A 22,856-nucleotide genomic window follows, 5' to 3' on the forward strand; every position below is an offset into this window, starting at 1 on the left:
TTAGCCTACCGGAAAGAATCCCAAATATCGTTTAACAAAGTACAGTGCGGCAAGGTTCTGTATCGCCATTCCGATTGCCATAGCCCAAGCTGCGCCAATAACACCGTGAATGTGGCACAAGACGAGCAGCAGCAAAATCGAGATGGTTCCAGAGCCAATGGTGATGTATTTCATTGTTTTTTCATGTCCGCTCATTAAAAGCAGAAACCCGACCGAGCCAGTGGCAACGTTGACCAATTGACCGAGGGACAGCACCACAAGAAGAGGCGCGGCAGCGACAAACTCTTCGCCAAAAAAATTCAGTACAAATACAGGGTACAGTGTACAAATCAACACTGGAATTAATGCGGCTGCAATGTTCATTCGACAGGCCATCCGGCTCAAATTGCGTAATTTGTCCATCTCACCTTCTTTGTAAAGTGACGCAAACATTGGAGCGACGACAAAGTTAATAGTGATTAACACAAAGCCGATCAATAGTGAGGTCCGTTGGGCTGCGGCTAACAAGCCAATCTCTGAAGCTGAAATGAAGAACCCTGCGATGACGAGACTTCCCCACTGAAGAACGTTGTTAAATATGCTCCCAATCCAGACTTGTTTGGCTGAAGCCGTCAGTTGGAGATTAGGCGTTGACGTTGGTTTGCGAAATTGCCCCGATCTCACCCAGTTTGTTGTCGATGTCGTGGCAACAATCACGCATGTTAGCAGTAGAGCTGCCATGAGATAGTTGAGACTTTGCAGGCCAAACATGGCTAAAGCAGCAATAGCAAACACCATCAGCATACTCACACCCAATTGCAAAGCGAATAGCGAAGAGACCACTTTTTTGCTCGCTTGCAAGACTCGGCTATTGGTTTGTCCAAGTACTAAGAAAGGAACACAGAGTAACGCGAGTGCAACGGCTGGTAGTGGGGCATTGGTCTGATTGACTGTCTCGGGGAATAGATAGAATCCGGCAAAAATGACCAGTCCGGCCGGGACGCAAAATGCGAAGCTTCGGGATAACGCTGTTTTGTAATTATCGCTTTGTTGCTGAGCATTGTGACTGCTAAAGGCTATGGCGTTGTATCTCACCAAAGCCACGTCAAAGCCCAACTGAGAAATAATCGCGGTCAGTGATACCAGATTAAATAAGAAGAAAAACTGACCTGCTATCGAGGCATCTGTGGTTCGGGACACCATGACTGCAAGCAAAAATGCAAACAATGCGCTGAACACTCGGGTAAGCGCGGTTTTTAAGCCAAGTGAGAACAAGCTTTTTTGTTCGCTGGGCGCAGACAGTCTTTTTTGTTGAAAGGCGTGAAACATGTAATATCTCTAACGGTAGATGCTATTTAAAGCGAGACGCTGCTTTTCTTCACTGAATGTGTCGTTCAATTCAGTCGTGTATTGGCCAAAATCAATATCGTGATAGTGGTTGATACAGCGGGTCAGCTGTTTTGCCATTTCTTGCGGCGTTTGCGCCAAAAATGGATAGTTCAGAGCTTCTGTCGCGCCAATCTTGCGAATCACCATTGGGAGATGCAGCTTAGCGGCCTCGAGAATCGTTAGGGGCATCCCTTCCCAAGCGGCAGTGTGCAGATAAATATCCGATGCTTTTAATTGCTTCATAACTTCACTACGAGGAAGCATGCCAGTCACGTGTACGCCTTGGTCTTTTAAACGCTGTTCAAGTTCTTGGTCGCCACCCCCAATCCAGGTGATCTCAAACTGACGATTGAGTATTGAAACATCAAGGTGGGAAAGAGTATCAATCAGAAACTGAGGGTCTTTCTGAGGTGCGACCCGGCCAAGTACCACTAGTTTTAATGCGGCGGCTTTATCTCGGCTTTCGCGCTCTTCACTTTGATAAGATACGTAGTTATTAAGTAACTCAGCCTGCTTGGCGCCGATGCTGATGGCTAAGTCACATTCACGTTGGCTGCATCCCGCCACGATATCGATTCTATCTAATCGCAAGCGCTCTAACGTTTTATAGAGTTGTCGAGCAAAGCCTGAAATATCCTCCCGCTCAAATGCGTAGCAGTGGGGCGTGTAAACTAATCGTGCGTTGTTGAGTCGCAAAAAACGCCCCAAAAAGCCTGCTTTGCTCGAGTGTAGGTGGACAATATCTGGTTTGACTTCATCGATTGTTTTATTTGCATCTTTGATGAACTGCAGCAGTCCACCCTTTACCCATTGAACACGTGAAAATACATCGTGGTCGCTGTCATTGGTTAAATCATTTTCGCGAGCTCTGGCAACCAGAAAATGCTGATAAGGTTCATGACGGGAAGAGTGCGTGTAACTGTAAAGTGCAGTTTGAACACCACCACCAAAAGATTCGGTTATATGCAGTACTTTTTTCATGATGACTTGGTTCCCGGAGTTTGCTGCCATTTGGACTTAAATGCGTCTCGCTCTTGAACTGAGTAAACATGTTGATAAAGCGGCAAGTCGTACATGTAGAACAACTTAGAAAAATCGTATTGCTGCTTAAAGTACTGATAGATGTTTGAATACCATTTGTTTTTCGCTTCGTTGCTATTCTTCAACTCAAAATTGTCGACATTCAAGAACTGGCCAATCTCTCGGTCTAGCGAGCTGAGCTTTTCGCACTTAATTAACAGTACTTCTGCCTGACTGTTGCTAAAGGTAAAGAAAGGCTGGGTGTTATCAACCTTCTGGTCCAATACGTCGATGTTGAAGTTACGTTTCAGTTCGTTGTCGAACCAGTCGGCAAAATAGTTGAGGTTAATGTAGTTGTCGAAGCAGTGCTCCAAATGCTGGTAGGTCACGTCCATGTCGTTGTGGATCGCTTCGTTTTTTTTACCTTCGATAAACTGAAAATGCAGGTCCTGGAAAAAGCGAGACAATACAGTAGCGATAGGGTCACGCACTAAAGTGACGATTTTTATCTGTTCGCGTTTTTGCAGAATTCGTTTTCTTTGGTTAAGGACCAAACGGTAAATCGCACGGTTTTTGAAATCGAAGAATTTCTTCACATCGCGTTTGTTGTGATACATGTGGAACTCCTCATGATCATCAAAGGTATGGATGTGGTAACTGGGAATATTACGCTCTCCCAACGTGTGTTCAATGGAAGATGAGCCGACTTTGCCCATCTGGTAAACCAAGACAAAGTTGTCAGCTCGAAGCTCTCGGTTCTTTTCAAATTGTCGAGCGATTGAATATTTCATTGATCAAGTCCTTGATTATTAAAATTGGTGGCTTTAATTCCCGAACATGAAGGCATGCGGCTGGATTCATCCGTGCGTTTTATGCTGAGCATTACCGGTAGTAACAGGATTAAAATAATCGTGGTATTTACCGCAACGAAGCAGACCATAATGAGCGCGTACGCTGCGAGTAGCAGGCTTTTGCGGTTCTCATTTAAGCTGTAGAAGCAAAATTTGATGAAAAAAAAGTATCCACCGAACAACAGCGCAATACCCAGTAATCCATACTCGATGGCGGTATCTAGAACAAAGTTATGGGTGTAAATCGCCAGCTCTTGGTAGTTAAAGTAATTGACCATGAAGCTAGGCAACATTTTGGCTCCCACACCTAAGATGGGATGCTGTTGCAGAATGTCGAAACCATTGGCGAGTAAAAGTTTTCGGTGCAAATTGGATACCCACCTCGCTTCACTCTGATTGGCAAACAAGATGTCTTCTTGGGTGAACTCTAGCTGATCGGCTAGCGTGTCGAAGCCCACATATGAAGTGATGGACACCGCAGCCAATGCCGCGAAACTCAGCGTCAGTAATATGGTCCAGGTATATGTTTCACTGACGGTTTTTCTCATCAAACTCTTAATGAAAAGCTGATCCAAAAGAAACAATAAACAAAAGCCAAGCAGGGCTTTGCGCTCTTGCGATAAAACCAGTAAGACCAGTGCTATCAGCATTAAAATATGGAAGGCGCGAATTTTGTCTCGATATAAATAGAGCAACGAGCAGAGCAAGCCAAAACCATACTTACTGACCCCAAGCAGCTTGAATCCACTTTGATAACCTTGGGCAAAATGCCAAGCGGCAACCAGACAGCAAATAACGAAGAGAATATAAGAAAAGTACACCATGACTCGTTCATCTTCGAAAGCTCCATAAGCGAACAGTAATCCGAGCAGACTAAGAATCGCTACCCACTGAACGGTTTCGGTAACGAGAGGCATCAAGGGCACACGATTAAGCAGGCCGTTAATAAACACATAACCGGTGAACAGCAATACAAATCCGATGCACGGATGCAGGAGCTTGCGTGTTTTGCTTTCCATAACAACAAGCGCACTTAATCCCAGAGAGAGAAGGCTTGCGATATCACTCGGCGCTAGCGCAATACCTCCCGCTTGAATTTTCACTGGCACAAAAAAGAGCGCTAGGGTAAACGCAGCCAGCAGAGGGATGTGATTACTTACTGGCATAGAGTTCATCATAAGCCTTGTAATAGCTCTCTCTGAATTGTTCCAGAGTGAAAGATTTACAACGTTCGACAAAAAATTGGGTAGCCATTTCATAATGGGCTTGGCTGCTGCAAATTATCTCAATCTTATCGGCTAATTCCTGTTCGTTTCCTAGTTCAAATAAGTAGGAGTCGTTACCAATCACTTCATCTAATCCCGGAACATTCGAGCCTAAAACGGGCAACCCTTCAGCCATCGCTTCCACGGCCGCCAGCCCAAAGCCTTCAATAATTGAAGATTGAACATACACATCAAGATTGGATAAAAAAGTCGGTACATCTGAGATGACACCATGCCAGTGCACACGGTGAGCGCAATTTAATTGTTGCGCTAAATCTTGCAGCTGTTGTTTTTTATCACCGTCACCCGCTAAATGAAGGTGGTAGTGTTCCGGTAATTTAGCGATAGCCTTTATGAGCGTCGGGTGATCTTTATAGCCATGAAGTCTGCCTGCCATCCCGATATTGATTGGGCTGTCTGGTTGAATTCTGCTATACGATTTGGCTTTTCTGGAGAAACGATTTAAGTCGACGCCATTGTAAATAACGTCGTAGCGATCCTTGTATCTCGGCAAGAACCTGACTAACTCTTCTCTTACTTTATTGGTGATACAAATCGTTTTCTGATGTTTTTGGTACATCAGATACTCCATAAACTTCAAGGCAGGGTATTCTCTGCGTCTATTCGTCGTATTGTGTTCGGTTTGTACCCGTTTCTTACCAATCGCCAGTAAAGCGACGTATATCGAAGGAAATAAATGGCTGTGGATCAGGTTTGGCCAGCGCAACAGCCTCCACTTTTCTTTTATCGACAGGGAAGGCCAGTAATAGAAACTGACCCCGTTTTCATTTAGCTGGGTCTCGAAGTCATTGTCTTTATTCAGAACCAGTATCTTTACTTCGTAGTGGGGCTTATGCTTAACAACAAGGTCAACCAGAAAGCGTTGCGCTCCCCCGTTGTTAGATAAGTCATTAATTATATGCAGTATCTTCATTTATCTACCAAGCTGTTTCTGTGTGTATTTGTTCTTGATGTTGTCAATTTCTGAGCTCGTAAAGAAATGCATAGCAAGCTTTGAAGAGAGCATGTCCTCAACAAACTCTGGTTTGAGTCGGTAAGAGCTCTTGAACTCAGTGGCAAGTGGCGAGTACCACTTGTTTTCCGATTGGTTGTCATGAGTCACTTGGATGTCTTGCTGCAAAAATTCACTGATCGCCTGCTGTGACTGGTCCAGTTTGTCGGTTCTAATCACCATCAAAGAGAAATTGCCCTTTTGATAGGTTTGATAACCAAGCTCATGATCAAAAGGATGAATAAAAACATCTATTCCTGTGAGTGCTTTGATTTCGTTGTCAAACCACTCAAGCGGATAGTGATGATTCACATGCTCCTCAAACGCTTCATGAAGCAGTTGAGGACGCTCTGAACGTACGGCACTGTCATCTTTGAGGTATTTATCCGCGACCCAAAAAGGGAGTGACTGAAAGAGCATGGATATGTTTCTGCCAATAGGCTCTCTGACCAGCGAGATAATACGCACATGCTGTTTACGTTTTAGCATGCTGATCATAATCGCCCGTTTCAGTAGCCGCTTGACGTAGTTGGTTTTTGGTTTGTATAACTGTGCTCTTACCGGGGAGATCTGTTTTGACGCCGAAATGGACATCAGGTCATGCAGATGGATCGATCCCTCAATCGACTTTTCGAGTGCACTCGAACCCACTTTTCCCATTTGGTATATCAATACGGGCTGTTCCTGACGCTTCAGCGTTTGGTACCAAGACACTTGTTTAGTAGGCGTATTTGTGGACATATAACGCTTCCCCTTCCTTAGATTTTGCCTGTGTAATAAGCACGCCAAGAGATGGTACGGAATGTTGTAATTGTTTGGATAACGCAACGTTAACCAGTTGTGCTTTGGTCGACTCTGCACGAATAACGGTAATCAGACCATTCGCATACTGACCCAAAATCAGAGCATCGCTCACTGACAGTAATGGTGGTGTGTCAATAATGATGCGGTCGTATTTTTCCTGAAGGTAATCCAATAGCTTCTTAAATCGTGCCGAGGCTAACAGTTCCTGCGGATTTGGCGGAATTAATCCTGCTGGCAAAACATCCAGCTTTGCTTCTTCCACTCTCACAATGCAGTCTTTAATGGCCGTATCCATCGTAAGTATGTTGGTTAAACCCGGTTGAGATTCGGCAATGTCGAATCTTTTGGCCAATGAAGGTTGGCGAAGGTCACAGTCAATGATCAATACCTTTTCCATGGTAGAAAAAGACACGGCCATATTAATGCTGGTGGACGTTTTCCCTTCTTCCGGGATAGCAGAAGTAAAGGGCAGAACTTTCTGTTTTGCGTTGGTCAGTCTGAGTAACAGAGAGGTTCTGATAGAGCGACACGCTTCACTAAACAGTTTTTCATTCTTGTCTAAGTAAGCCGTGTAGCTGAGTCCACTTTGACGCAAGCGACGACTTTTGACGAGTGGGATAGTGCCCAAGCAGGTCACGCCTAGTTTTTCTTCAACATCCGATGCGGTTCTTATCACCTCTCGCAATGTTTCTAAAATGATGACGAGCGCACAGGCAATCGCAAACCCGAATACTGTTGCAATAAAAACCAGCTTCATTCTCTGTGGCGCAACGGGAAATAGAGGAATAATGGCTTTATCTGTGAAACGAGCGGTGACATTTTTGTAGTCGCTGGTCGCACTGGTTTCCTTCTCTCGGTTTAAGAACGCTTCGTAAAGCGCTTTGTTGGATTCAACTTCTCGCTTGAGCTGTTCATAGCGCGCTTTTTGTGAACCCAATGATTGGAACTCTGTTTTCTTGCGATTCAACTCAGCACGCAGCATGTCTTCCTGAGATTTTGCTGACAGTAAGTCTTGCTGTTTACTGAACGAGATTTCGCGAATGAGCTGTTGGGTTCTGGTTTGGATCGAATCTAATTGAGCCTTCGCCTGAATCATACGATCGTGCTTAGGCCCGTAACGCTGTGCCAGTTCGGACAAGTTCTTTTCCGCCTGAGCCTCCGAGAGTTTCAGATCACGAATCTGTACTTGGTTGGCGAACTCATCTATCGACAGCAGGCTATCTAAGCTTTGTGATGATTTGCGTCTGAGAAGCTGAATCAAAGACTGCGCTTCAATACGGTTGTTAACAGCGGTGTTGAGTTTTCGGTTGAGCTCTTCCAGCTCATTGGCGTAGATTTCATCGATACCATTGATATCAATCAGTCCCTCTTGCAATAAGAAGTCTTGCAGAGCCTGTTCTGAGTCTCTCAAACGCTCTTCTAACTTTTGTGAGTTGTTGGTCAGCCAGGTTGCGGCATTTTGTGTGACGACTAATTTCGCTTCAAAGTTTGTGTCGATGTAGGCTTGACCCACCGCATTGGCGACTTGTGTTGCTAGTTTAGGATCCACCGATCGAAAACGGATTTTAACCATTTGCGTATTGCGGACAGGTTCTATTTCTAGCTTGTCTTTAAATGTTTGCAGTGCTCGATAATAGGTATCGGAATACTGCGCTGTTTCTGTTGGGTTTGGCGTAACGTTGAGTAAGTCTTGAACCAGTGGAATTGATTTTATGTTATCAATGGTTTGTTTTAGCCCACCTGTACTCGTGAACTCGGGATACTGAGTCAAGTTAAGGCCTTGGATAACCTTATCCGCGATGTGGTTCGACTGTAAAATCGCCACTTGAGTCTGGAAGTACTCTTTCTTGGTCGTATCCACGCCATAGACTTCTTCTATGGACAAAGCGCTTTTTTGCTCTTCTTGAATCAAAAGTGTCGCTGTTGCTTGGTAAATCGATGTTTTCGAGTAGATGTACCAGGTGCAGGCCAAAGAGAAAATTAGGGTAAAAGCAGCAATACTCAACCAGTTCTTTTTGAGCGTATTATAGTGATGACCAAAACGAATCAGTTCTACTTTGTTCATCGGGAAGGTGCTTGGGTGAGTTCCGTTCATTTGATTACCTGTCACTTAAAAGAAGCTTTGATCAATAAATACAATGTCACCAGGCTCAACATTCAGGTGCATATCGACATTTTCTACCGTTTTACCGGTCTTGTGTTTGGTGAGGTTAATTCCCTTGCGTGATGCTCTGTCAGTGAGCCCACCCGCAAGAGCGATCGCTTTTTCTATCGTTAGACCCGGACGATACTCAAAACCACCGGGTTTACGTACTTCGCCATTGACGTAGAAAAGGCGGAAGTTATTGATCGTAACCATGACTTTTGGATCTATCAGGTAATCGCCCTTAAGTCCGGTTTCAATTTCATCTTTAATCTGTTTGGGCGTTTTCTGGATCGCTTTAATTCTGCCTAGATAAGGGTAATCAAAGTAGCCGTCAGACGTGATCTGTATGTTCAAAATCGACAAATCTTCTTCACCATAAACTTGTATTGAAATGGTATCCCCGGTATCAAGTAGGTAGTCTTGTTCATTCGTTGTAGCCGTGGCGAACGTGCTAAATAGCAATAAAACCAGGCTAATAAGCGTCGTTAATGGGTTCATTAAAAATCCTTTTTACAGCGAAAATTGAGTGCTTAGTGTCCAAACATTCTGTTGGAAGCTATAGCCTGTTCGGTCTGACGTTTTATCTTGGTATTGCCAGTGGGCCTGCAGTAGAATCCAACGTTTGATTTGATAGTCGATACCGGCAGACAGCGAGTAACGTTCGCTATCTCTTGAGTTGCTATCTCTTAAAGTAAGGCCCGAAAGCTCCCCGGTGTAGTCATCTTCTTGGTATAGGAATCCTAACTCTGTGGCGAGGTAGCTATTCCAGTCATGCTTAAAATAAATTCGATAGCGAGTTTGCAGGTTGTAGTCGCCATCTTGATCTGGATTCACCGCAGCTTGAGTTGTTTTTACCGTAATCAGCGTTTGCTCTTGAGGTGACCACTCAAAGCCGATATCCCAACTGAAGCCTTTAAAAGTCTCTCGCTCATTGCTATCAAAATCTTTTATTTGGTAGCCAAGTCGAGCAATACCCTGTGTTTTTCCGGTTACTTCCCATTGTGCTCCGGTATAGTAAAAGCCCGCCGTATTGTCTCTGGATGCCATGGCTGGGTTTCTGTGCTGATAATCGGTTTGAATTTGCCTGCTGCCTATCAACCAGTAAGTTCTTGGCGTTGCTCGCAAATAAAACTCAGCGTGAGCACTGGGTGCTCTAAAGTCGTTGTATTTTGTTTTCGCATTTGGTGCGAACGTTAAGCCGTCGCGATAGTTTTGATAGGTTTTGTCACTATAGTTCAGGCCTAATTCGAACCGTCCTTTGGCCCCTTCAGAACCAAAAATGTAATTGGTTTTTAGATCGTTACGGTGGAATCTAATTGGCGAGTCAACCGCGTCACCGTTGCCTTCTGTGATGTTTTCACCTCTCAATTCATGTTGGGCACGGAATTGATAATCGACGACCAGACGATTCCGGTGGTTAAACTCAAAGAAATTAGTGAATTGAAACGTGTGATCATCGTAATCATTACTGTCATCCGATGAGAAGCCCGCTTTTAATTTGTACATAAGGTTAGCGCGATATTGATTTCGCTCTATTCGGGCCAGCAGGCTTGGCTCTACTCCCCAAGTATTATTGGACTTCGCGTTCTCTTCGTCTTTATTCACGTTGTCGTCGCCTTCATAAAAGGCTTTCACTTGCGGAATAAATTCAATACCTGAGCCAGTTGTATACGCCATTGGTTCTGCCAAAGTGAACATTGGCAAAAAGAGTAGCGAAATGATTGGAGTTGCCGTCTTCATCGTCTCTACCTTAGTAAGCGTTAGCGCCGGTGAATCCTTTAAATACGGTCAGGAATATGATTTTTATATCCATCCATACCGACCATTGGTGGATGTATTCCAAATCAAACTCGACGCGTTTTTCCATTTTATCGAGAGTATCGGTTTCGCCTCGGTAACCGTTAATTTGAGCCCAGCCAGTAATGCCGGGTTTTACTTTATGTCGCAGCATGTAACGGTCGACAATTTGACGATACTCTTCGTTGTGGGCAACGGCGTGAGGACGCGGTCCTACGATGGACATGGTGCCTTGCAATACGTTAAAAAACTGCGGCAACTCGTCGAGTGATGTGCGGCGTAGAAACCCACCAAACGGGGTAATACGAGGGTCGTTTTTTGTTGCCTGTTTAATGTGGCTACCTTGATCCATGGTGGTCATGGAACGGAATTTCCAAACGGCAATTTTGCGACCATCCAAACCATAGCGGTGCTGCTTAAAGATGACTGGTCCTTTGGACGTTGCTTTGATGCCGATAGCTATCGCAATGAGTATTGGCGAGATTAAGAGCAAGATCAGACTTGAGAAAATGATATCTTCAAGACGTTTTATCCAGGATGAAACACCAGCGAAAGGCGTGTCGAAAACGCTGAGAGTCTGAACTTGCCCGATTTGATCCCAGCGAGAATGCAACAAGTTATAGGTAAAGAAATCTGGTATGAGGTATGTGTTTGCGGTGGTGTCAGAGAACTGATTAAGAAGCGATGCGATACGCTCATTCGCATGCATTGGCATCGCGATATAAACATAATCGACGTCGCCCTTTTTAGCACGTTCTAGTGCTTGGTCAACAGGACCTTTTATTGGGTATTGGGAGTGAGGGAGTCTGTCTTTGGAGCGTTCGTCGTAGAAACCATCAAACAAGACACCATGCTCGGTATGAGATTGTATTTCGTTCGCTAGGGTAATACCGTGTGGGGTTTGGCCGATAATGATGGCTGTACGAGTGTTTAAACCCATTGTTCGCAAATACGCTAAGCCCGTGCGGAAGGCCAGTCTCCACGTTAAAAGCAAAAGCGGTGTAATGATCACCCAAAATCCTAAAATGCTGCGATCAAACAATGGATACACTTCAGAAAAATAAATAACCGCAAACAGCAATGCGACGGTTATCAGCCACGACATACAGGTGATGAGTGCTTGTGCTTTAAAGGAGCTGGTACGCCACGAGCGATAAAGGTTGCCGCTCTCAGCCATCAACAAGAATGAGATACCAGCGACAAATGAGAGTATGACGTAGTCCTTGTCCATTGTGGTATGCGTTCCTCTGAATACCAGGAACAGCATAAAGAAGACAATGACGGTAAGATCGGCGATGCGATATAAAAAAGCGAACTCTGCTTCATGAGAACGAATAAGTCCTTTGTATTTCATTACCTAGATTCCCTTCTGACACGCTACCGCCAATGGAGTTATTGTCCAGTGGTTGTGCCGTAAACGTTTTAATTAGTGAACAGATTTTTCAACGAACTTTTGTACTGCGAAAACACTTAAATTCGGTATTAAGTTTAAAAATTCGTTGCGTAAAGGTAAGTGGAATTAAGAATGAAATTTAAACTTGGTGCTCAGCTTCTTATTTAGGATAAAGCTGGTACTTAGAAGCAAGGGATGAGTAAAAGTATGATGAAAGTAGACTGAAAATTTAGACCAAGGTTTATATAGCTAGTGACCTAATGAACTAGCTTTTGAGCAGAAAAATAATGGATTAGTTGTGGTTATTTTTAATTAGACGTATTGCTATGAGCGGTTTTGGTGAATGTTTTTGCTTTATTGGCCTGGATATAAAAATCCCTCTCAGGTGAGGAGAGGGATTTTTAGTAATTAGAGATGAATTAATTATTCGACGTCTACGCCATTCTCTTTAAATAGGCGACGACATGCGCGACCATCGCTGTGGAATAGGTGACAACGGTGTGCCGGGATACCAATTTCCAATTTATCACCCAAGTCGACAGCTAGCGTATCTGGTTGACGGAAAATAACGTCAGCATCTGCACCTTCAAGGTTTAGGTATACCTGAGTTTCGTTACCTAGTTTCTCCACAATCATCACTTCACCGTGAATGCTTGCGTCTGCTTCAGAAGCGGAGAGTAAGTGCTCTGGACGAATACCCAAAGACATACGGTCACCGCGGTTAACGGTTGTGCCGTCAACAGGAATCCAGAATGATACGCCGTTAGATAGCTGAACTTTTACACGTTCTGCTTCGGCTTCTTCAATAAATACACTCATGAAGTTCATTTTTGGAGAACCGATAAAGCCTGCAACGAAGCGGTTTTGTGGGTAATGGTATAGCTCTAGTGGCTTACCAACCTGAGAAACATAACCACCATCCAAAACGACGATCTTATCTGCCATTGTCATCGCTTCTACCTGGTCGTGCGTCACATAAATCATCGTACAACCCAGCTGGCGCTGTAGTTTAGTGATTTGAGAACGCATGTTTACACGTAGTGCCGCGTCAAGGTTAGACAGAGGCTCATCCAACAGGAATACGTTTGGCTGTGAAACCAGAGTTCGACCAATCGCTACACGTTGGCGTTGACCGCCTGAAAGTGCTTTAGGTTGACGTTCAAGCAGGTGACCTAACTGTAGGATTTCTGCTGCGTGTTCAACACGTTTGTCAATCTCAGCTTTGTCTGCTTTAGCCAGCTTAAGACCGAATGACATGTTGTCATAAAGGTTTAAGTGTGGGTATAGAGCATAAGACTGGAATACCATACCAACACCACGTTTGGATGGTTCAACGTCATTCATGCGCTCGTCACCAATATATAAATCACCTGAAGTAATGTCTTCTAGACCGGCAATACAACGTAGAAGGGTCGATTTACCACAACCTGATGGACCTACGAAAACAACGAATTCACCTTCGTTAATTTCCAGATCTACGTTTTTAGAAATCAATACGTCGCCATACGCTTTACAAACATTTTTTAACGTGACACTCGCCATGTAGCTCGTCCTCGATCAAATTTTTATTTTTCACCACTCATCATTATATGAATTATCTAGCGAGCAGTAACAGTAGGAATCGGTAAGTAAAGGTGGTTGATAAGAAAAGTAGGGTAGCACTTCAATAAATTGTCCTAAGAAGTGCTACCCGTCACAGCCAAGTACGAGTTTCTCTCCCCCACATTAATAGCGTTGTCTCCCCCGTGAAAAAATAACCACAAACAACACCAATCAATGACATTCCACTCGTATGGCAATGCAAAACCAGCCTATTTTCACCTAACTAATAGGTATAGCTGGGAAAGGGTTCTTACCATCCACTCTTGGATGGGTGCAGTTTCTAAGATTGTTCCTTTTGTCACATCCTCCTAATCGAAATAATTGTGGGGGGAGTAGACGGGGAGGAGTAAAAAAGGAGGAGTAATGAAGGAGTTGGGCGGAAATCACATTATCACACCACCTAAAGTTGAAGTGGATCACGACAAAAGCCCTTTTTGTGATTTGGGTCTCCTATGCTTGACGATATAGATCACGAAAATACGCCATAATTGATAGGGCGTAGGGATTAGGAGGATGAGACATACTGGATTATTTCAGATGATATATGTCGAAATACGGCTGAACCTCAATGGACTAGCCCTACATCAAAAATATAACAAAGGATACGAACATGAAAAAGTTAAGCGCTGTAGCACTAGGTACTCTTGTTGCTTTGGGGTCATTTGGTGCTCATGCTGCCATCGAAGAAGGACAACTAACTATCTGGATCAATGGCGACAAAGGTTACAACGGCCTTGCTGAAGTTGGTAAGAAGTTTGAAGAAGACACTGGTATTAAAGTAACAGTGGCTCACCCTGATGGCCTTCAAGATAGATTCCCACAAACAGCAGCGACTGGTGACGGTCCTGATATCGTATTCTGGGCTCACGACCGTTTTGGTGGTTACGCAGAAGCTGGTCTTTTGGCAGAAATCAAACCTTCTAAAGAAATTCAGGAAGGCATCGTTGATTTCGCATGGGATGCAGTGCGTTACGACGGCAAACTTATCGGCTATCCTGTAGCGGTTGAGTCTCTATCTCTAATCTACAACAAAGATCTTGTTCCTAACCCACCTAAAAGCTGGGAAGAAGTTGCAGAGCTTGACGCGAAACTTAAGAAAGACGGCAAATCTGCAATCATGTGGAACCTAAAAGAACCGTACTTCACTTGGCCACTAATGGCTGCTGATGGCGGTTACGCGTTCAAATACACTTCTGAAGGCTACGACGTTAAAGACGCGGGTATCGCTAAGCAAGGTGTGAAAGATTCTATGTCTTTCGTTAAAGGTCTTGTAGATAAAGGCGTAATTTCTGCAGATATGGATTACTCAGTATCTGAGTCTGCGTTTAACCAAGGTGAAACTGCGATGACTATCAACGGTCCGTGGTCTTGGGGCAACATCGAGAAGTCTGGCATCAACTACGGTGTGACTACACTACCTAAATTCCAAGGTCAGTCTTCTAAGCCATTCGTTGGTGTTCTAACAGCAGGTATCAGCACTGCGTCACCAAACAAAGACCTGGCGGTAGAATTCCTAGAAAACTACCTGCTAACTAACGACGGTCTGCGTAAAGTTAATGATGACAAGCCATTGGGCGCGGTAGCACTTAACTCATTCCAACGTGAGCTAGATTCTGATGCACGAATCGCGGCAACAATGGATAACGCAATGAACGGCGAAATCATGCCAAACATCCCTCAAATGAATGCATTCTGGGGTGCGGCTAAGAACGCAATCATCAACGTTGTTGACGGTCGTCAAACTGTAGATGCAGCGCTTGCTGATGCAGAAAAACAAATGACTAAATAATTCTGTAATACCTTTTTAAGGAGGGGGTAACTCCTCCTTACTTTTCTATACTTATTCTATATTCGCTAGCAGGTTCCCTATGCAGTCAGTTCAAGGTACAAAAGCTATGACAGCACCAGCAGCCAACCTTCCGAGCAGCAAAAAAGTGTTTATTAAATGGGCGCTTTTAGGCACAGTCGGCATTCTTAATGGTTACGCAACAATTCTTATGTATTCGCGCGGTGAGATTGCGTTTGCACTTCTTACGATTATTCTTACTGCTTTAGCACTGTACATTTTTGGTAGTAAAAAGACTTACGCTCACCGTTACATTTATCCTGGTATTGCAGGGATGATTTTGTTCATTCTTTTCCCATTGGCATATACCGTAGGTCTGGCATTTACTAACTACAGCGCGAAAAACCAGCTCTCTTTCGAGCGAGCCCAAACTGTACTTTTGGACAGGACGTATCAAAGTGGTGATAGCTATCCGTTCACGTTATACAAAACTGAACAGGGTCATCAAATTGTCATTGATAAAGATGGCGAGTTACTGGCTACGCCGACTTTCCAACTACAAGGTTTCTCTGCAACGGATTTAGATCTTGCGCCAATCCAAGAAGTGACTGGTGAGAAAGAGCAAATCAAAACCATCGTGAGTAATCGCGACGCACTAAGCAGTGTTGACCTTCATCTGCCAAGCGGTGATGACATCCGTATGAGCGGTCTGCGTAAGTTCGCAGCGGTTGTACCTTTGTACACGCTACTAGAGGATGGTGAGGCACTATTTAACAACCGTACTCAAGAAACCCTACTGCCAAACATGGAAACGGGTTACTACCAGCCGATTGATGAAAATGGTCAGTTTGTCGGCAGTACAGTATCACCGGGTTTCGTGGTTGGCATTGGTAGCCATAACTTTGAACGAGTTTGGAAAGATGACGGTATCAAAGAACCATTTATTAGCATCTTTATCTGGACGATTGTTTTCTCTGCACTAACCGTACTATTTACTCTAATCATCGGTTTGGTTCTGGCGAGTGTGGTTCAGTGGGAAGAGCTAAAAGGCCGCTCTGTTTACCGACTTCTACTTATTCTGCCTTATGCGGTTCCAGCGTTTATTTCTATCCTGATCTTTAAAGGTTTGTTTAACCAAAGCTTTGGTGAGATCAACATGCTACTTGAAGGTCTGTTTGGTATTAGCCCTGCTTGGTTCTCTGACCCATTCATGGCCAAAAGCATGATCTTGATTGTAAACACTTGGCTTGGTTTCCCTTACATGATGATTCTATGTATGGGGCTGCTTAAAGCGATTCCTGATGACCTTTATGAGGCTTCTGCTATCGATGGTGCGAACTTCGTGTCTAACTTTACACGCATTACGTTGCCAATGATGCTTAAACCGCTGACACCACTGTTGATTGCAAGCTTTGCGTTTAACTTCAACAACTTCGTGCTTATCCAGTTGTTAACAGGTGGTGGTCCAAACATGATTGGTACTTCAGAGCCTGCAGGTTACACAGACCTATTGGTTAGCTACACCTACCGTATCGCATTCGAAGGTGCTGGTGGTCAAGACTTCGGTCTGGCAAGTGCGGTAGCAACACTTATCTTCCTGTTGGTTGGCGCGTTGGCTCTACTAAACCTACGTGTAACTAAAGTAGCTCAAGATTAAGGAGACATTATAATGGCAATGGTACAAGGTAAGTCATTAAAGTATCGTGTTTGGGCTACTCATATTGCAATGTGGGCGTTCTTGGCACTGATCATTTTCCCTTTGCTGATGATCATCGCGATCTCATTCCGTGAAGGTAACTTTGCAACGGGTAGTCTGATTCCTGATAACCCAACATTGGATCACTGGAAACTGGCTTTAGGTTTCTCTGTGACTAACGCAGATGGTACTGTTACACCACCTCCATTCCCGGTAATGACATGGCTATGGAACTCGGTAAAAGTAGGTGGTATCTCAGCGGTTCTGATTGTAGCGCTATCGACGACTTCTGCTTACGCGTTTGCTCGTATGAAGTTTAAAGGTAAGAACACCATCCTAAAAGCGATGATGATCTTCCAAATGTTCCCGGCAGTGTTGGCACTGGTTGCTCTATACGCTCTGTTCGACAAGCTTGGTCAGTACATTCCGTTCCTTGGTTTGAACACTCACGGTGGTTTGATCTTCGCTTACTTGGGTGGTATCGCCCTGCACGTTTGGACGATTAAAGGTTACTTTGAAAGTATCGATTCATCTCTGGAAGAAGCGGCAGCACTCGATGGTGCGACACCATGGCAAGCGTTCCGTTTGGTATTGCTTCCACTGTCAGTGCCAATCCTGGCTGTAGTATTTATCCTGTCGTTCATCATGGTAATCGGTGAAGTTCCTGTAGCGTCACTCCTACTTTCTGATGTAAACTCTTACACATTAGCAGTAGGTATGCAGCAATACCTATACCCACAGAACTACTTGTGGGGCGATTTCGCAGCTGCTGCAGTACTATCAGCAGTGCCAATCACTGCAGTATTCTTACTTGCTCAACGCTGGTTGGTTGGTGGCCTAACCGCTGGTGGTGTGAAAGGATAATCTCAACTGGTCTTTGAGATTGACAAGAATAACTAGAAAAGGGCGACCAAATGGTCGCCCTTATACTTAGCACTGATATTACACTTTTGGTTTGGCCGCCGATCAGTAATATCTTGCTTTTATTGGCGTTACGCATAGCTGGCTGTTAGCTTAGTTCCTTACGACACAATCACTAACAGTTCTTGTAACCATAACCTGAGTTCAGACTCAGGTTTTTTTATGTCTGTAAAATCATATCTTTACGTATTTAAACAATCGTAGAATACGGTGATGATGTTTATTGCCAATAATGAGTAAATAGATATTGATGATGCAGGCCAAGACTATCGGCTTTGTAATGGATTACATAGAGCCTTGGAAATGGCCTGCGTAGCACTTCACATAAAAATATCGCGCAAAAGCGCTGGGGGAGAGGGTTAGCTAGGCGGGTTAGCCGTCAAAACTCACGGCTTGAAGGCGCACATCCTACATACTGGAGCAAGGTATATAAGCTCTCTTGCTGCAGTGCGACACGACGAAAAAGGTTGGCAAAGGTTACGTCTCCACCAAAACACGTTTGAATATAATGGTTGATTTCAGTCTCGTTGTAACCCTCGACATACATGGTTCTTACCCATTGATATTCGACTGCCTTTAAATTGGTCAGCGTTTCTTCACTTAAGGTGGTTTTTACAGTTCCCAAGATCCACACTCATTCATTTCCAAATTAGTGCAGGGATTTAAGCAAATCAAGGTGAAAGATTTATGACAAGGCAGGAGAGTGTGTGAAACAAATGGCAGAAGCATGACATTGCTTCACACAACAATTGGGGCTGCAGATTTGAACGCTCGTTGTAGGTGGTTACTTGAGGTATTTAACGTGAGCTTCCATCTCTTCGCCGATTTCTTTACGCATGTTCATCAGCGCAATGGCAGATCGCTCTAACGCTTTGTCCTCATCGGATTCAGGAACCCACTTAGGAATATCTGTTGGCTTGCCGTCTTCGTCTACCGCAACCATGATCACAATACAGTGAGTGGTTAAACGGTTTTTCATTTCTTTGGGATCGCTCGCCTGTACATCAATGGCGATGTGCATCGAGGTGCGACCGGTGTAAATCACTTTTGCACTGACTTCAACTAGGTTACCCACATGGATCGGTGCAACAAATCGAATCCCCCCCGCGTAAGCGGTAATACAGTATTTGCCACTCCAGGCGGCAGAGCAGGCATAAGCAGCTAAGTCTATCCATTTCATTACTGCACCGCCGTGGACTTTACCACCAAAATTTACGTCGCCAGGTTCTGCTAAAAAGCGAAGGGTAATATCTCTTTGACCACTGCTCATCTGTTATTCCTTTGTGAATTTGTTGTTACAACCATACCTTGAAAAAATGATCGACACCACTAGTTTTAGACACCAAGTCAAGAGCCTACAATTCACATAAAAAAGCAGGCCCAGAGTTTGACCGCAGTACCTGCTTTTTAGTGCTAGGTAAACGTCTTTATTCGCTTGGAACCATGGCCTCTTTGAATTGACTTAACTCGACTTTGACTTGCTCCATTAGCTTCAGAGCGTCGTCAAAATGATAGGTTGATACTGATTCAGACAGAGCATAGCTCAGTTCCGGATTAAGTTTTTCAAAACAGGACTTATGCTTGGAATAATAAAATTCAGACTCCAAGTCGCACTCTTCAAGAAGCGCTGTCAGGTGGTTCACTTTAGACTCAAACTCCTCGACTGATTTGATATCACACTCGTGTTGAAGATGCGTGGTATCAACAAGCACAGGTTCTGGAAGCTCTGTGTACTTAGGAATTACTGATATACCGGAGTGGTCAATATCGAGTTTGATGGTAAACCAGAAATTGCTCCCTTTATCTAGCTCACTGTCGACACCAACATGACCGCCCATTAACTCTGCGAAGTGCTTAGAAATCGCAAGGCCAAGGCCAGTACCTCCGTATTTTCTGGTCGTTGAGGCGTCTGCCTGCTGGTAGCTGTCAAATACGACGGCCTGATCGTGTTCAGATAAACCAATCCCCGTATCCATGACACTAAATAGCAGGTGAATATGGTTTTCACTTCTTTGTACGACACTGACTGCGATGGTTACATCTCCTCCTTTAGAAAACTTGATGGCGTTACTCACATAGTTCAGGAGGATTTGCTTAATACGAAGTTGATCGCCAACGACCTGAGGAATGGACTGATCAACTTTAGTCATAAGATGAACATCGTTTTTTCTGGATTTGTGCTCAACAAGGTCGTGCACATCCTGAATTGTCGCTCGGATGTCGAATGGGACCTTCTCAATATCAACCTTATTTGCTTCAAGCTTAGAAAGGTCGAGAATGTCGTTAATCAGTGTCAGCAAGTGCTTGCCTGACTTATCGATTTTCAGCAGGTTATCTTTTTGCTCGGACGTGAGGTCCGAACTTAACAGTATGTGAGATAACCCGAGAATCGAATTCATCGGCGTGCGGATTTCATGGCTGACATTTGAAATAAACTGGCTCTTGGCTAGGTTAGCATGTTCAGCCGATAATTTTGCCTCAGTCAGTTCGGAAGTGAGCCTATCCAACTTGCCACCCATGTTGATGATCGCGTTTGCTGTTTCATTGAGCTCTTTTAAACGGAAGCCTTCATGAGCTAAGTTAAAATCACCCAGCCCGACTCGATTGACCATGCTCTGGATCTGATTTAATGGCTTAGCAATAAATTCGCTCATCTTCTTAGATGAACGCCAGATGAGGATGAAGAACAAGGTGTAGAATGCCACTAAACCGAAGATCAGAATGTAACCAATGTTTTGGTATTTTTGTTCTAGCGCACGAGAAGTCGCGTACATTTCCTTCTCACCAACAATCATCAGTAAGCGCCACTGGGTTTCTGGTATGGTCGACCACGATAGCAGTTTATTTTCACCATTCAGTTTGAGCTGCATAAATCCATTGGTGTTCTTGAGTAAACGCATGCTCAAGTCAGCGGTGTCATCACGTTTATACAGGTTAAACGCGTCAGGCTTAAAAATCTCTTTCGTGATTGCTTGCTGGTAGCTGTGCTCAGTGAGTTCTTTCAAGCCAAAATCGTGTTCGCCTTGTGGTGGCAAAGCCATAATTGTGCCGTTACTACTCGCTAAAATAGCGTAGCCGCCCCAAGGAATGACAAGATTTTGAATGCTCTCTATAATGTCACTGACTTTGATATCAAGCCCGACAACCCCTTCGAGAAAACCTTGGTTGTAGACCGGAGCGATAGCCGATGCCATCCAGCCGTGACCCGCAGGATCAATGTAAACATCTGTCCAAACTGTCTTTTTGTCAGGATTGTTCTCAGCGTTTGCCAGATAGTAAAAATTGTAATTAGGGATATCCATTTTAACAGGATACTGATCGACGGTAGAAAACCATGGGTAGATTCGGTTGTATGAATCCCAGGAATTAAAATAAATTGACGCAACTAATTCGCTGTTATTTTCGATTTGTTTCATAAGTGGATCGAGGTGAGCAAGTCTATACACCTTCTCCCAATCTTTCTCCGCGGTTAGGCCAGAGTAGAAAGAAGCTGAGCCCCCTAAATCTTGTTTAGAATACAAGACGCCATCTTTGCTAACGGCAAGATTATCTTTTTCAGAGCGGTCAATGGTGTGTTCTTCTGATAAAACACGTTCGGTTTCGTTTCGGTATACGGTTGTTAAGCTTTCTATTGAGAGCAATTTTTCTCGAATGATTGCCGCTTCTCTGTCCGATGAAATCTTCAATTCTTCATTTACTTGTGTGTAAATGTATTCCATGTTGTCGGTACTGATAAAGTGGTTACTTATCAAGTAAACGGCAATAAGAACCGATTCCACCAGAATAAGTGGAATGATTCCGGTTTTGACCATTGAACGCCACACCCACGATTGTGTGGTGATTTTGTTGTCTTTCATATTTTTCCCAGAAACGGCTATAAGTACTTGTCTTATTTAGTTCGTGTATGCTTGAGCAATGGCATCGAGTTCATCTGTAATTTCAGCGAAGGCATCGATGATAGTAGGGTCAAATTGAGTGCCTTTGCCCGACAAAATGATGTTTACTGCATCTAAATGAGTAAAAGCAGGCTTATAAACTCGCTTGCTGATCAGCGCATCATAGACGTCGGCTATCGCCATGAGTCTGGCTGACAACGGAATTTGCTCTCCAGCAAGACCTAATGGGTATCCTTTACCATCCCAGCGCTCATGATGCGAGTAGGCGATCTCTTTTGCGACAGTCAAAAATTTCATTGGCTGATCGCTTACTTTCTCTGCGTTTTTAATCGCTTCATAACCGATGGTGGTGTGAGTTTTCATCACCTGAAACTCATCGTGTGTTAGCGGGCCTTCTTTCAACAAGATAATGTCTGGAATACCTATTTTTCCGATATCGTGCAGAGGCGCTGATTTATATAATAAATCAATATATTCATCGTTTAGTTCTGATACATAACGCGTGCTTTTTCGCAATTGTTCGGCTAACCGTTTTATGTAGGCTTGGGTACGTTTGATGTGGTTACCCGTTTCGTTATCGCGGGTTTCAGCCAACGATACCATGGCATAAAAGGCAACATCCTGAATTGCGTGAAGCTGTTCTTTTTGGCGCAGAGCTTCAGTGGTTCGTCTTTCGACTTCTTGCTCTAGCACTTGATTCTTGTCTTTTAAAATATCGGAAGCCACTTTGAGAGACACATGAGTGTGGACACGTGCTTTCACGATCTCTGGGTTAATCGGTTTGGTTATGTAGTCAACGGCACCCAGTTTTAGCCCTTTATGCTCATCGACTCTTTCAGCTTTCGCAGTGAGGAATATGATTGGGATATCACTGGTTGCAGGGTTTGATTTTAGTTTCTCACATACCTGATAACCGTCTATTTCCGGCATCATAATGTCGAGCAAGATCAAATCGGGGTTAGCGGTTTCTGCAAGTGCTAGTCCTCGCTCACCGCTATTTGCCCCTTTTACTTTGTAATCATCTTTAAGTAATTGGTACATCAACGTGAGGTTCTCAGGGATATCGTCGATAACCAACACAGTCGGCTTGGATGAAGAAAAATCGAACATCCTTTCTCCTTTTGGCAGCAATACGGCAAATTGCGATTTAGTGCTTAATATTTGTGTCAATAATCAATTAATGACCTTGCACTATTATTTTTTATATTAGTTGCACCTAAAGTATCATAACCCTCTGTTACATATAGTGATGGCCTTCAACTTATAGTGATCTCCATTCCAAATTTGATTGGGTTTTTT

General features: G+C 44.0%; 18 protein-coding genes. 3 read left to right on the forward strand and 15 right to left on the reverse strand.

Features of this window, described 5'->3' with window-relative positions; genetic code table 11:
* The 11 genes from DBX26_RS22370 to malK form a co-directional block, all read right to left on the reverse strand.
* Nucleotides 1–1,308: an oligosaccharide flippase family protein gene (locus DBX26_RS22370; RefSeq protein WP_118120931.1), complete on the reverse strand. Its 1,308-nt coding sequence runs from the start codon at nucleotides 1,306–1,308 to the stop codon at nucleotides 1–3.
* A gap of 9 nt (nucleotides 1,309–1,317) precedes the next feature.
* A complete protein-coding gene (locus DBX26_RS22375) occupies nucleotides 1,318–2,349 on the reverse strand; it encodes a glycosyltransferase (RefSeq protein WP_118120932.1) in 1,032 nt (343 codons plus the stop codon).
* On the reverse strand, nucleotides 2,346–3,179 hold the full coding sequence (locus tag DBX26_RS22380; protein WP_118120933.1) for a putative capsular polysaccharide synthesis family protein: 834 nt from the start codon (nucleotides 3,177–3,179) through the stop codon (nucleotides 2,346–2,348). Before DBX26_RS22380 ends, DBX26_RS22375 begins: the two co-directional genes overlap by 4 nt.
* The gene (locus tag DBX26_RS22385) at nucleotides 3,176–4,414 is read right to left on the reverse strand and encodes an O-antigen ligase (RefSeq protein ID WP_118120934.1); all 1,239 of its coding nucleotides are present in this window, start codon (nucleotides 4,412–4,414) and stop codon (nucleotides 3,176–3,178) included. The genes DBX26_RS22380 and DBX26_RS22385 overlap by 4 nt, the downstream gene beginning before the upstream one ends.
* A complete protein-coding gene (locus DBX26_RS22390; RefSeq protein ID WP_118120935.1) occupies nucleotides 4,392–5,438 on the reverse strand; it encodes a glycosyltransferase in 1,047 nt (348 codons plus the stop codon). Before DBX26_RS22390 ends, DBX26_RS22385 begins: the two co-directional genes overlap by 23 nt.
* Nucleotides 5,439–6,257: a putative capsular polysaccharide synthesis family protein gene (locus DBX26_RS22395; protein ID WP_118120936.1), complete on the reverse strand. Its 819-nt coding sequence runs from the start codon at nucleotides 6,255–6,257 to the stop codon at nucleotides 5,439–5,441.
* Nucleotides 6,235–8,415, reverse strand: coding sequence for a polysaccharide biosynthesis tyrosine autokinase (locus tag DBX26_RS22400; RefSeq protein WP_162889758.1), 2,181 nt, complete (start codon nucleotides 8,413–8,415; stop codon nucleotides 6,235–6,237). The genes DBX26_RS22395 and DBX26_RS22400 overlap by 23 nt, the downstream gene beginning before the upstream one ends.
* A gap of 15 nt (nucleotides 8,416–8,430) precedes the next feature.
* Complete coding sequence (locus DBX26_RS22405; protein WP_014234868.1) at nucleotides 8,431–8,964, reverse strand: polysaccharide biosynthesis/export family protein; 534 nt, start codon at nucleotides 8,962–8,964, stop codon at nucleotides 8,431–8,433.
* Nucleotides 8,965–8,976: 12 nt separating this feature from the next.
* Entirely contained in the window at nucleotides 8,977–10,206 is a 1,230-nt protein-coding gene (locus tag DBX26_RS22410) for an outer membrane beta-barrel protein (protein ID WP_118120938.1), read from the reverse strand.
* Nucleotides 10,207–10,216: 10 nt separating this feature from the next.
* The gene (locus DBX26_RS22415) at nucleotides 10,217–11,617 is read right to left on the reverse strand and encodes an undecaprenyl-phosphate glucose phosphotransferase (protein WP_118120939.1); all 1,401 of its coding nucleotides are present in this window, start codon (nucleotides 11,615–11,617) and stop codon (nucleotides 10,217–10,219) included.
* 462 nt (nucleotides 11,618–12,079) lie between these two features.
* Nucleotides 12,080–13,198: a maltose/maltodextrin ABC transporter ATP-binding protein MalK gene (malK, locus tag DBX26_RS22420; protein ID WP_014234865.1), complete on the reverse strand. Its 1,119-nt coding sequence runs from the start codon at nucleotides 13,196–13,198 to the stop codon at nucleotides 12,080–12,082.
* A 670-nt stretch (nucleotides 13,199–13,868) separates the two neighbouring features.
* On the opposite strand from malK, the gene malE reads away from it, so the two are divergent.
* From malE to malG, 3 genes are all read left to right on the forward strand, one after another.
* On the forward strand, nucleotides 13,869–15,047 hold the full coding sequence (gene malE / locus DBX26_RS22425; RefSeq protein WP_014234864.1) for a maltose/maltodextrin ABC transporter substrate-binding protein MalE: 1,179 nt from the start codon (nucleotides 13,869–13,871) through the stop codon (nucleotides 15,045–15,047).
* A gap of 79 nt (nucleotides 15,048–15,126) precedes the next feature.
* Entirely contained in the window at nucleotides 15,127–16,701 is a 1,575-nt protein-coding gene (gene malF / locus DBX26_RS22430) for a maltose ABC transporter permease MalF (RefSeq protein WP_118120940.1), read from the forward strand.
* Between the two features lie 12 nt (nucleotides 16,702–16,713).
* Nucleotides 16,714–17,604: a maltose ABC transporter permease MalG gene (gene malG, locus DBX26_RS22435; RefSeq protein WP_014234862.1), complete on the forward strand. Its 891-nt coding sequence runs from the start codon at nucleotides 16,714–16,716 to the stop codon at nucleotides 17,602–17,604.
* Between the two features lie 436 nt (nucleotides 17,605–18,040).
* Here malG and DBX26_RS22440 read toward each other — a convergent pair whose 3' ends face one another.
* The 4 genes from DBX26_RS22440 to DBX26_RS22455 all read right to left on the reverse strand — a co-directional run bounded on the left by DBX26_RS22440 (nucleotide 18,041) and on the right by DBX26_RS22455 (nucleotide 22,667).
* Nucleotides 18,041–18,286, reverse strand: a complete 246-nt coding sequence (locus tag DBX26_RS22440; protein WP_031779247.1) for a hypothetical protein — start codon at nucleotides 18,284–18,286, stop codon at nucleotides 18,041–18,043.
* Nucleotides 18,287–18,445: 159 nt separating this feature from the next.
* Complete coding sequence (locus tag DBX26_RS22445; RefSeq protein WP_014234860.1) at nucleotides 18,446–18,931, reverse strand: acyl-CoA thioesterase; 486 nt, start codon at nucleotides 18,929–18,931, stop codon at nucleotides 18,446–18,448.
* 157 nt (nucleotides 18,932–19,088) lie between these two features.
* Nucleotides 19,089–21,518, reverse strand: a complete 2,430-nt coding sequence (locus DBX26_RS22450; protein ID WP_118120941.1) for an ATP-binding protein — start codon at nucleotides 21,516–21,518, stop codon at nucleotides 19,089–19,091.
* A 36-nt stretch (nucleotides 21,519–21,554) separates the two neighbouring features.
* The gene (locus tag DBX26_RS22455) at nucleotides 21,555–22,667 is read right to left on the reverse strand and encodes a two-component system response regulator (protein ID WP_118120942.1); all 1,113 of its coding nucleotides are present in this window, start codon (nucleotides 22,665–22,667) and stop codon (nucleotides 21,555–21,557) included.
* Nucleotides 22,668–22,856 lie beyond the last annotated feature (189 nt).

Origin of the sequence: Vibrio sp. dhg (assembly GCF_003443775.1) — a bacterium.
GTDB lineage: Bacteria > Pseudomonadota > Gammaproteobacteria > Enterobacterales > Vibrionaceae > Vibrio > Vibrio natriegens.

Bases quoted from the DNA above. Each gene is read 5' to 3' on its own strand.
- DBX26_RS22370 (WP_118120931.1), bottom strand. From the start codon at position 1,308: ATGTTTCACGCCTTTCAACAAAAAAGACTGTCTGCGCCCAGCGAACAA.
- DBX26_RS22375 (WP_118120932.1), bottom strand. From the start codon at position 2,349: ATGAAAAAAGTACTGCATATAACCGAATCTTTTGGTGGTGGTGTTCAA.
- DBX26_RS22380 (WP_118120933.1), bottom strand. From the start codon at position 3,179: ATGAAATATTCAATCGCTCGACAATTTGAAAAGAACCGAGAGCTTCGA.
- DBX26_RS22385 (WP_118120934.1), bottom strand. From the start codon at position 4,414: ATGAACTCTATGCCAGTAAGTAATCACATCCCTCTGCTGGCTGCGTTT.
- DBX26_RS22390 (WP_118120935.1), bottom strand. From the start codon at position 5,438: ATGAAGATACTGCATATAATTAATGACTTATCTAACAACGGGGGAGCG.
- DBX26_RS22395 (WP_118120936.1), bottom strand. From the start codon at position 6,257: ATGTCCACAAATACGCCTACTAAACAAGTGTCTTGGTACCAAACGCTG.
- DBX26_RS22400 (WP_162889758.1), bottom strand. From the start codon at position 8,415: ATGAACGGAACTCACCCAAGCACCTTCCCGATGAACAAAGTAGAACTG.
- DBX26_RS22405 (WP_014234868.1), bottom strand. From the start codon at position 8,964: ATGAACCCATTAACGACGCTTATTAGCCTGGTTTTATTGCTATTTAGC.
- DBX26_RS22410 (WP_118120938.1), bottom strand. From the start codon at position 10,206: ATGAAGACGGCAACTCCAATCATTTCGCTACTCTTTTTGCCAATGTTC.
- DBX26_RS22415 (WP_118120939.1), bottom strand. From the start codon at position 11,617: ATGAAATACAAAGGACTTATTCGTTCTCATGAAGCAGAGTTCGCTTTT.
- malK (WP_014234865.1), bottom strand. From the start codon at position 13,198: ATGGCGAGTGTCACGTTAAAAAATGTTTGTAAAGCGTATGGCGACGTA.
- malE (WP_014234864.1), top strand. From the start codon at position 13,869: ATGAAAAAGTTAAGCGCTGTAGCACTAGGTACTCTTGTTGCTTTGGGG.
- malF (WP_118120940.1), top strand. From the start codon at position 15,127: ATGCAGTCAGTTCAAGGTACAAAAGCTATGACAGCACCAGCAGCCAAC.
- malG (WP_014234862.1), top strand. From the start codon at position 16,714: ATGGCAATGGTACAAGGTAAGTCATTAAAGTATCGTGTTTGGGCTACT.
- DBX26_RS22445 (WP_014234860.1), bottom strand. From the start codon at position 18,931: ATGAGCAGTGGTCAAAGAGATATTACCCTTCGCTTTTTAGCAGAACCT.
- DBX26_RS22450 (WP_118120941.1), bottom strand. From the start codon at position 21,518: ATGAAAGACAACAAAATCACCACACAATCGTGGGTGTGGCGTTCAATG.
- DBX26_RS22455 (WP_118120942.1), bottom strand. From the start codon at position 22,667: ATGTTCGATTTTTCTTCATCCAAGCCGACTGTGTTGGTTATCGACGAT.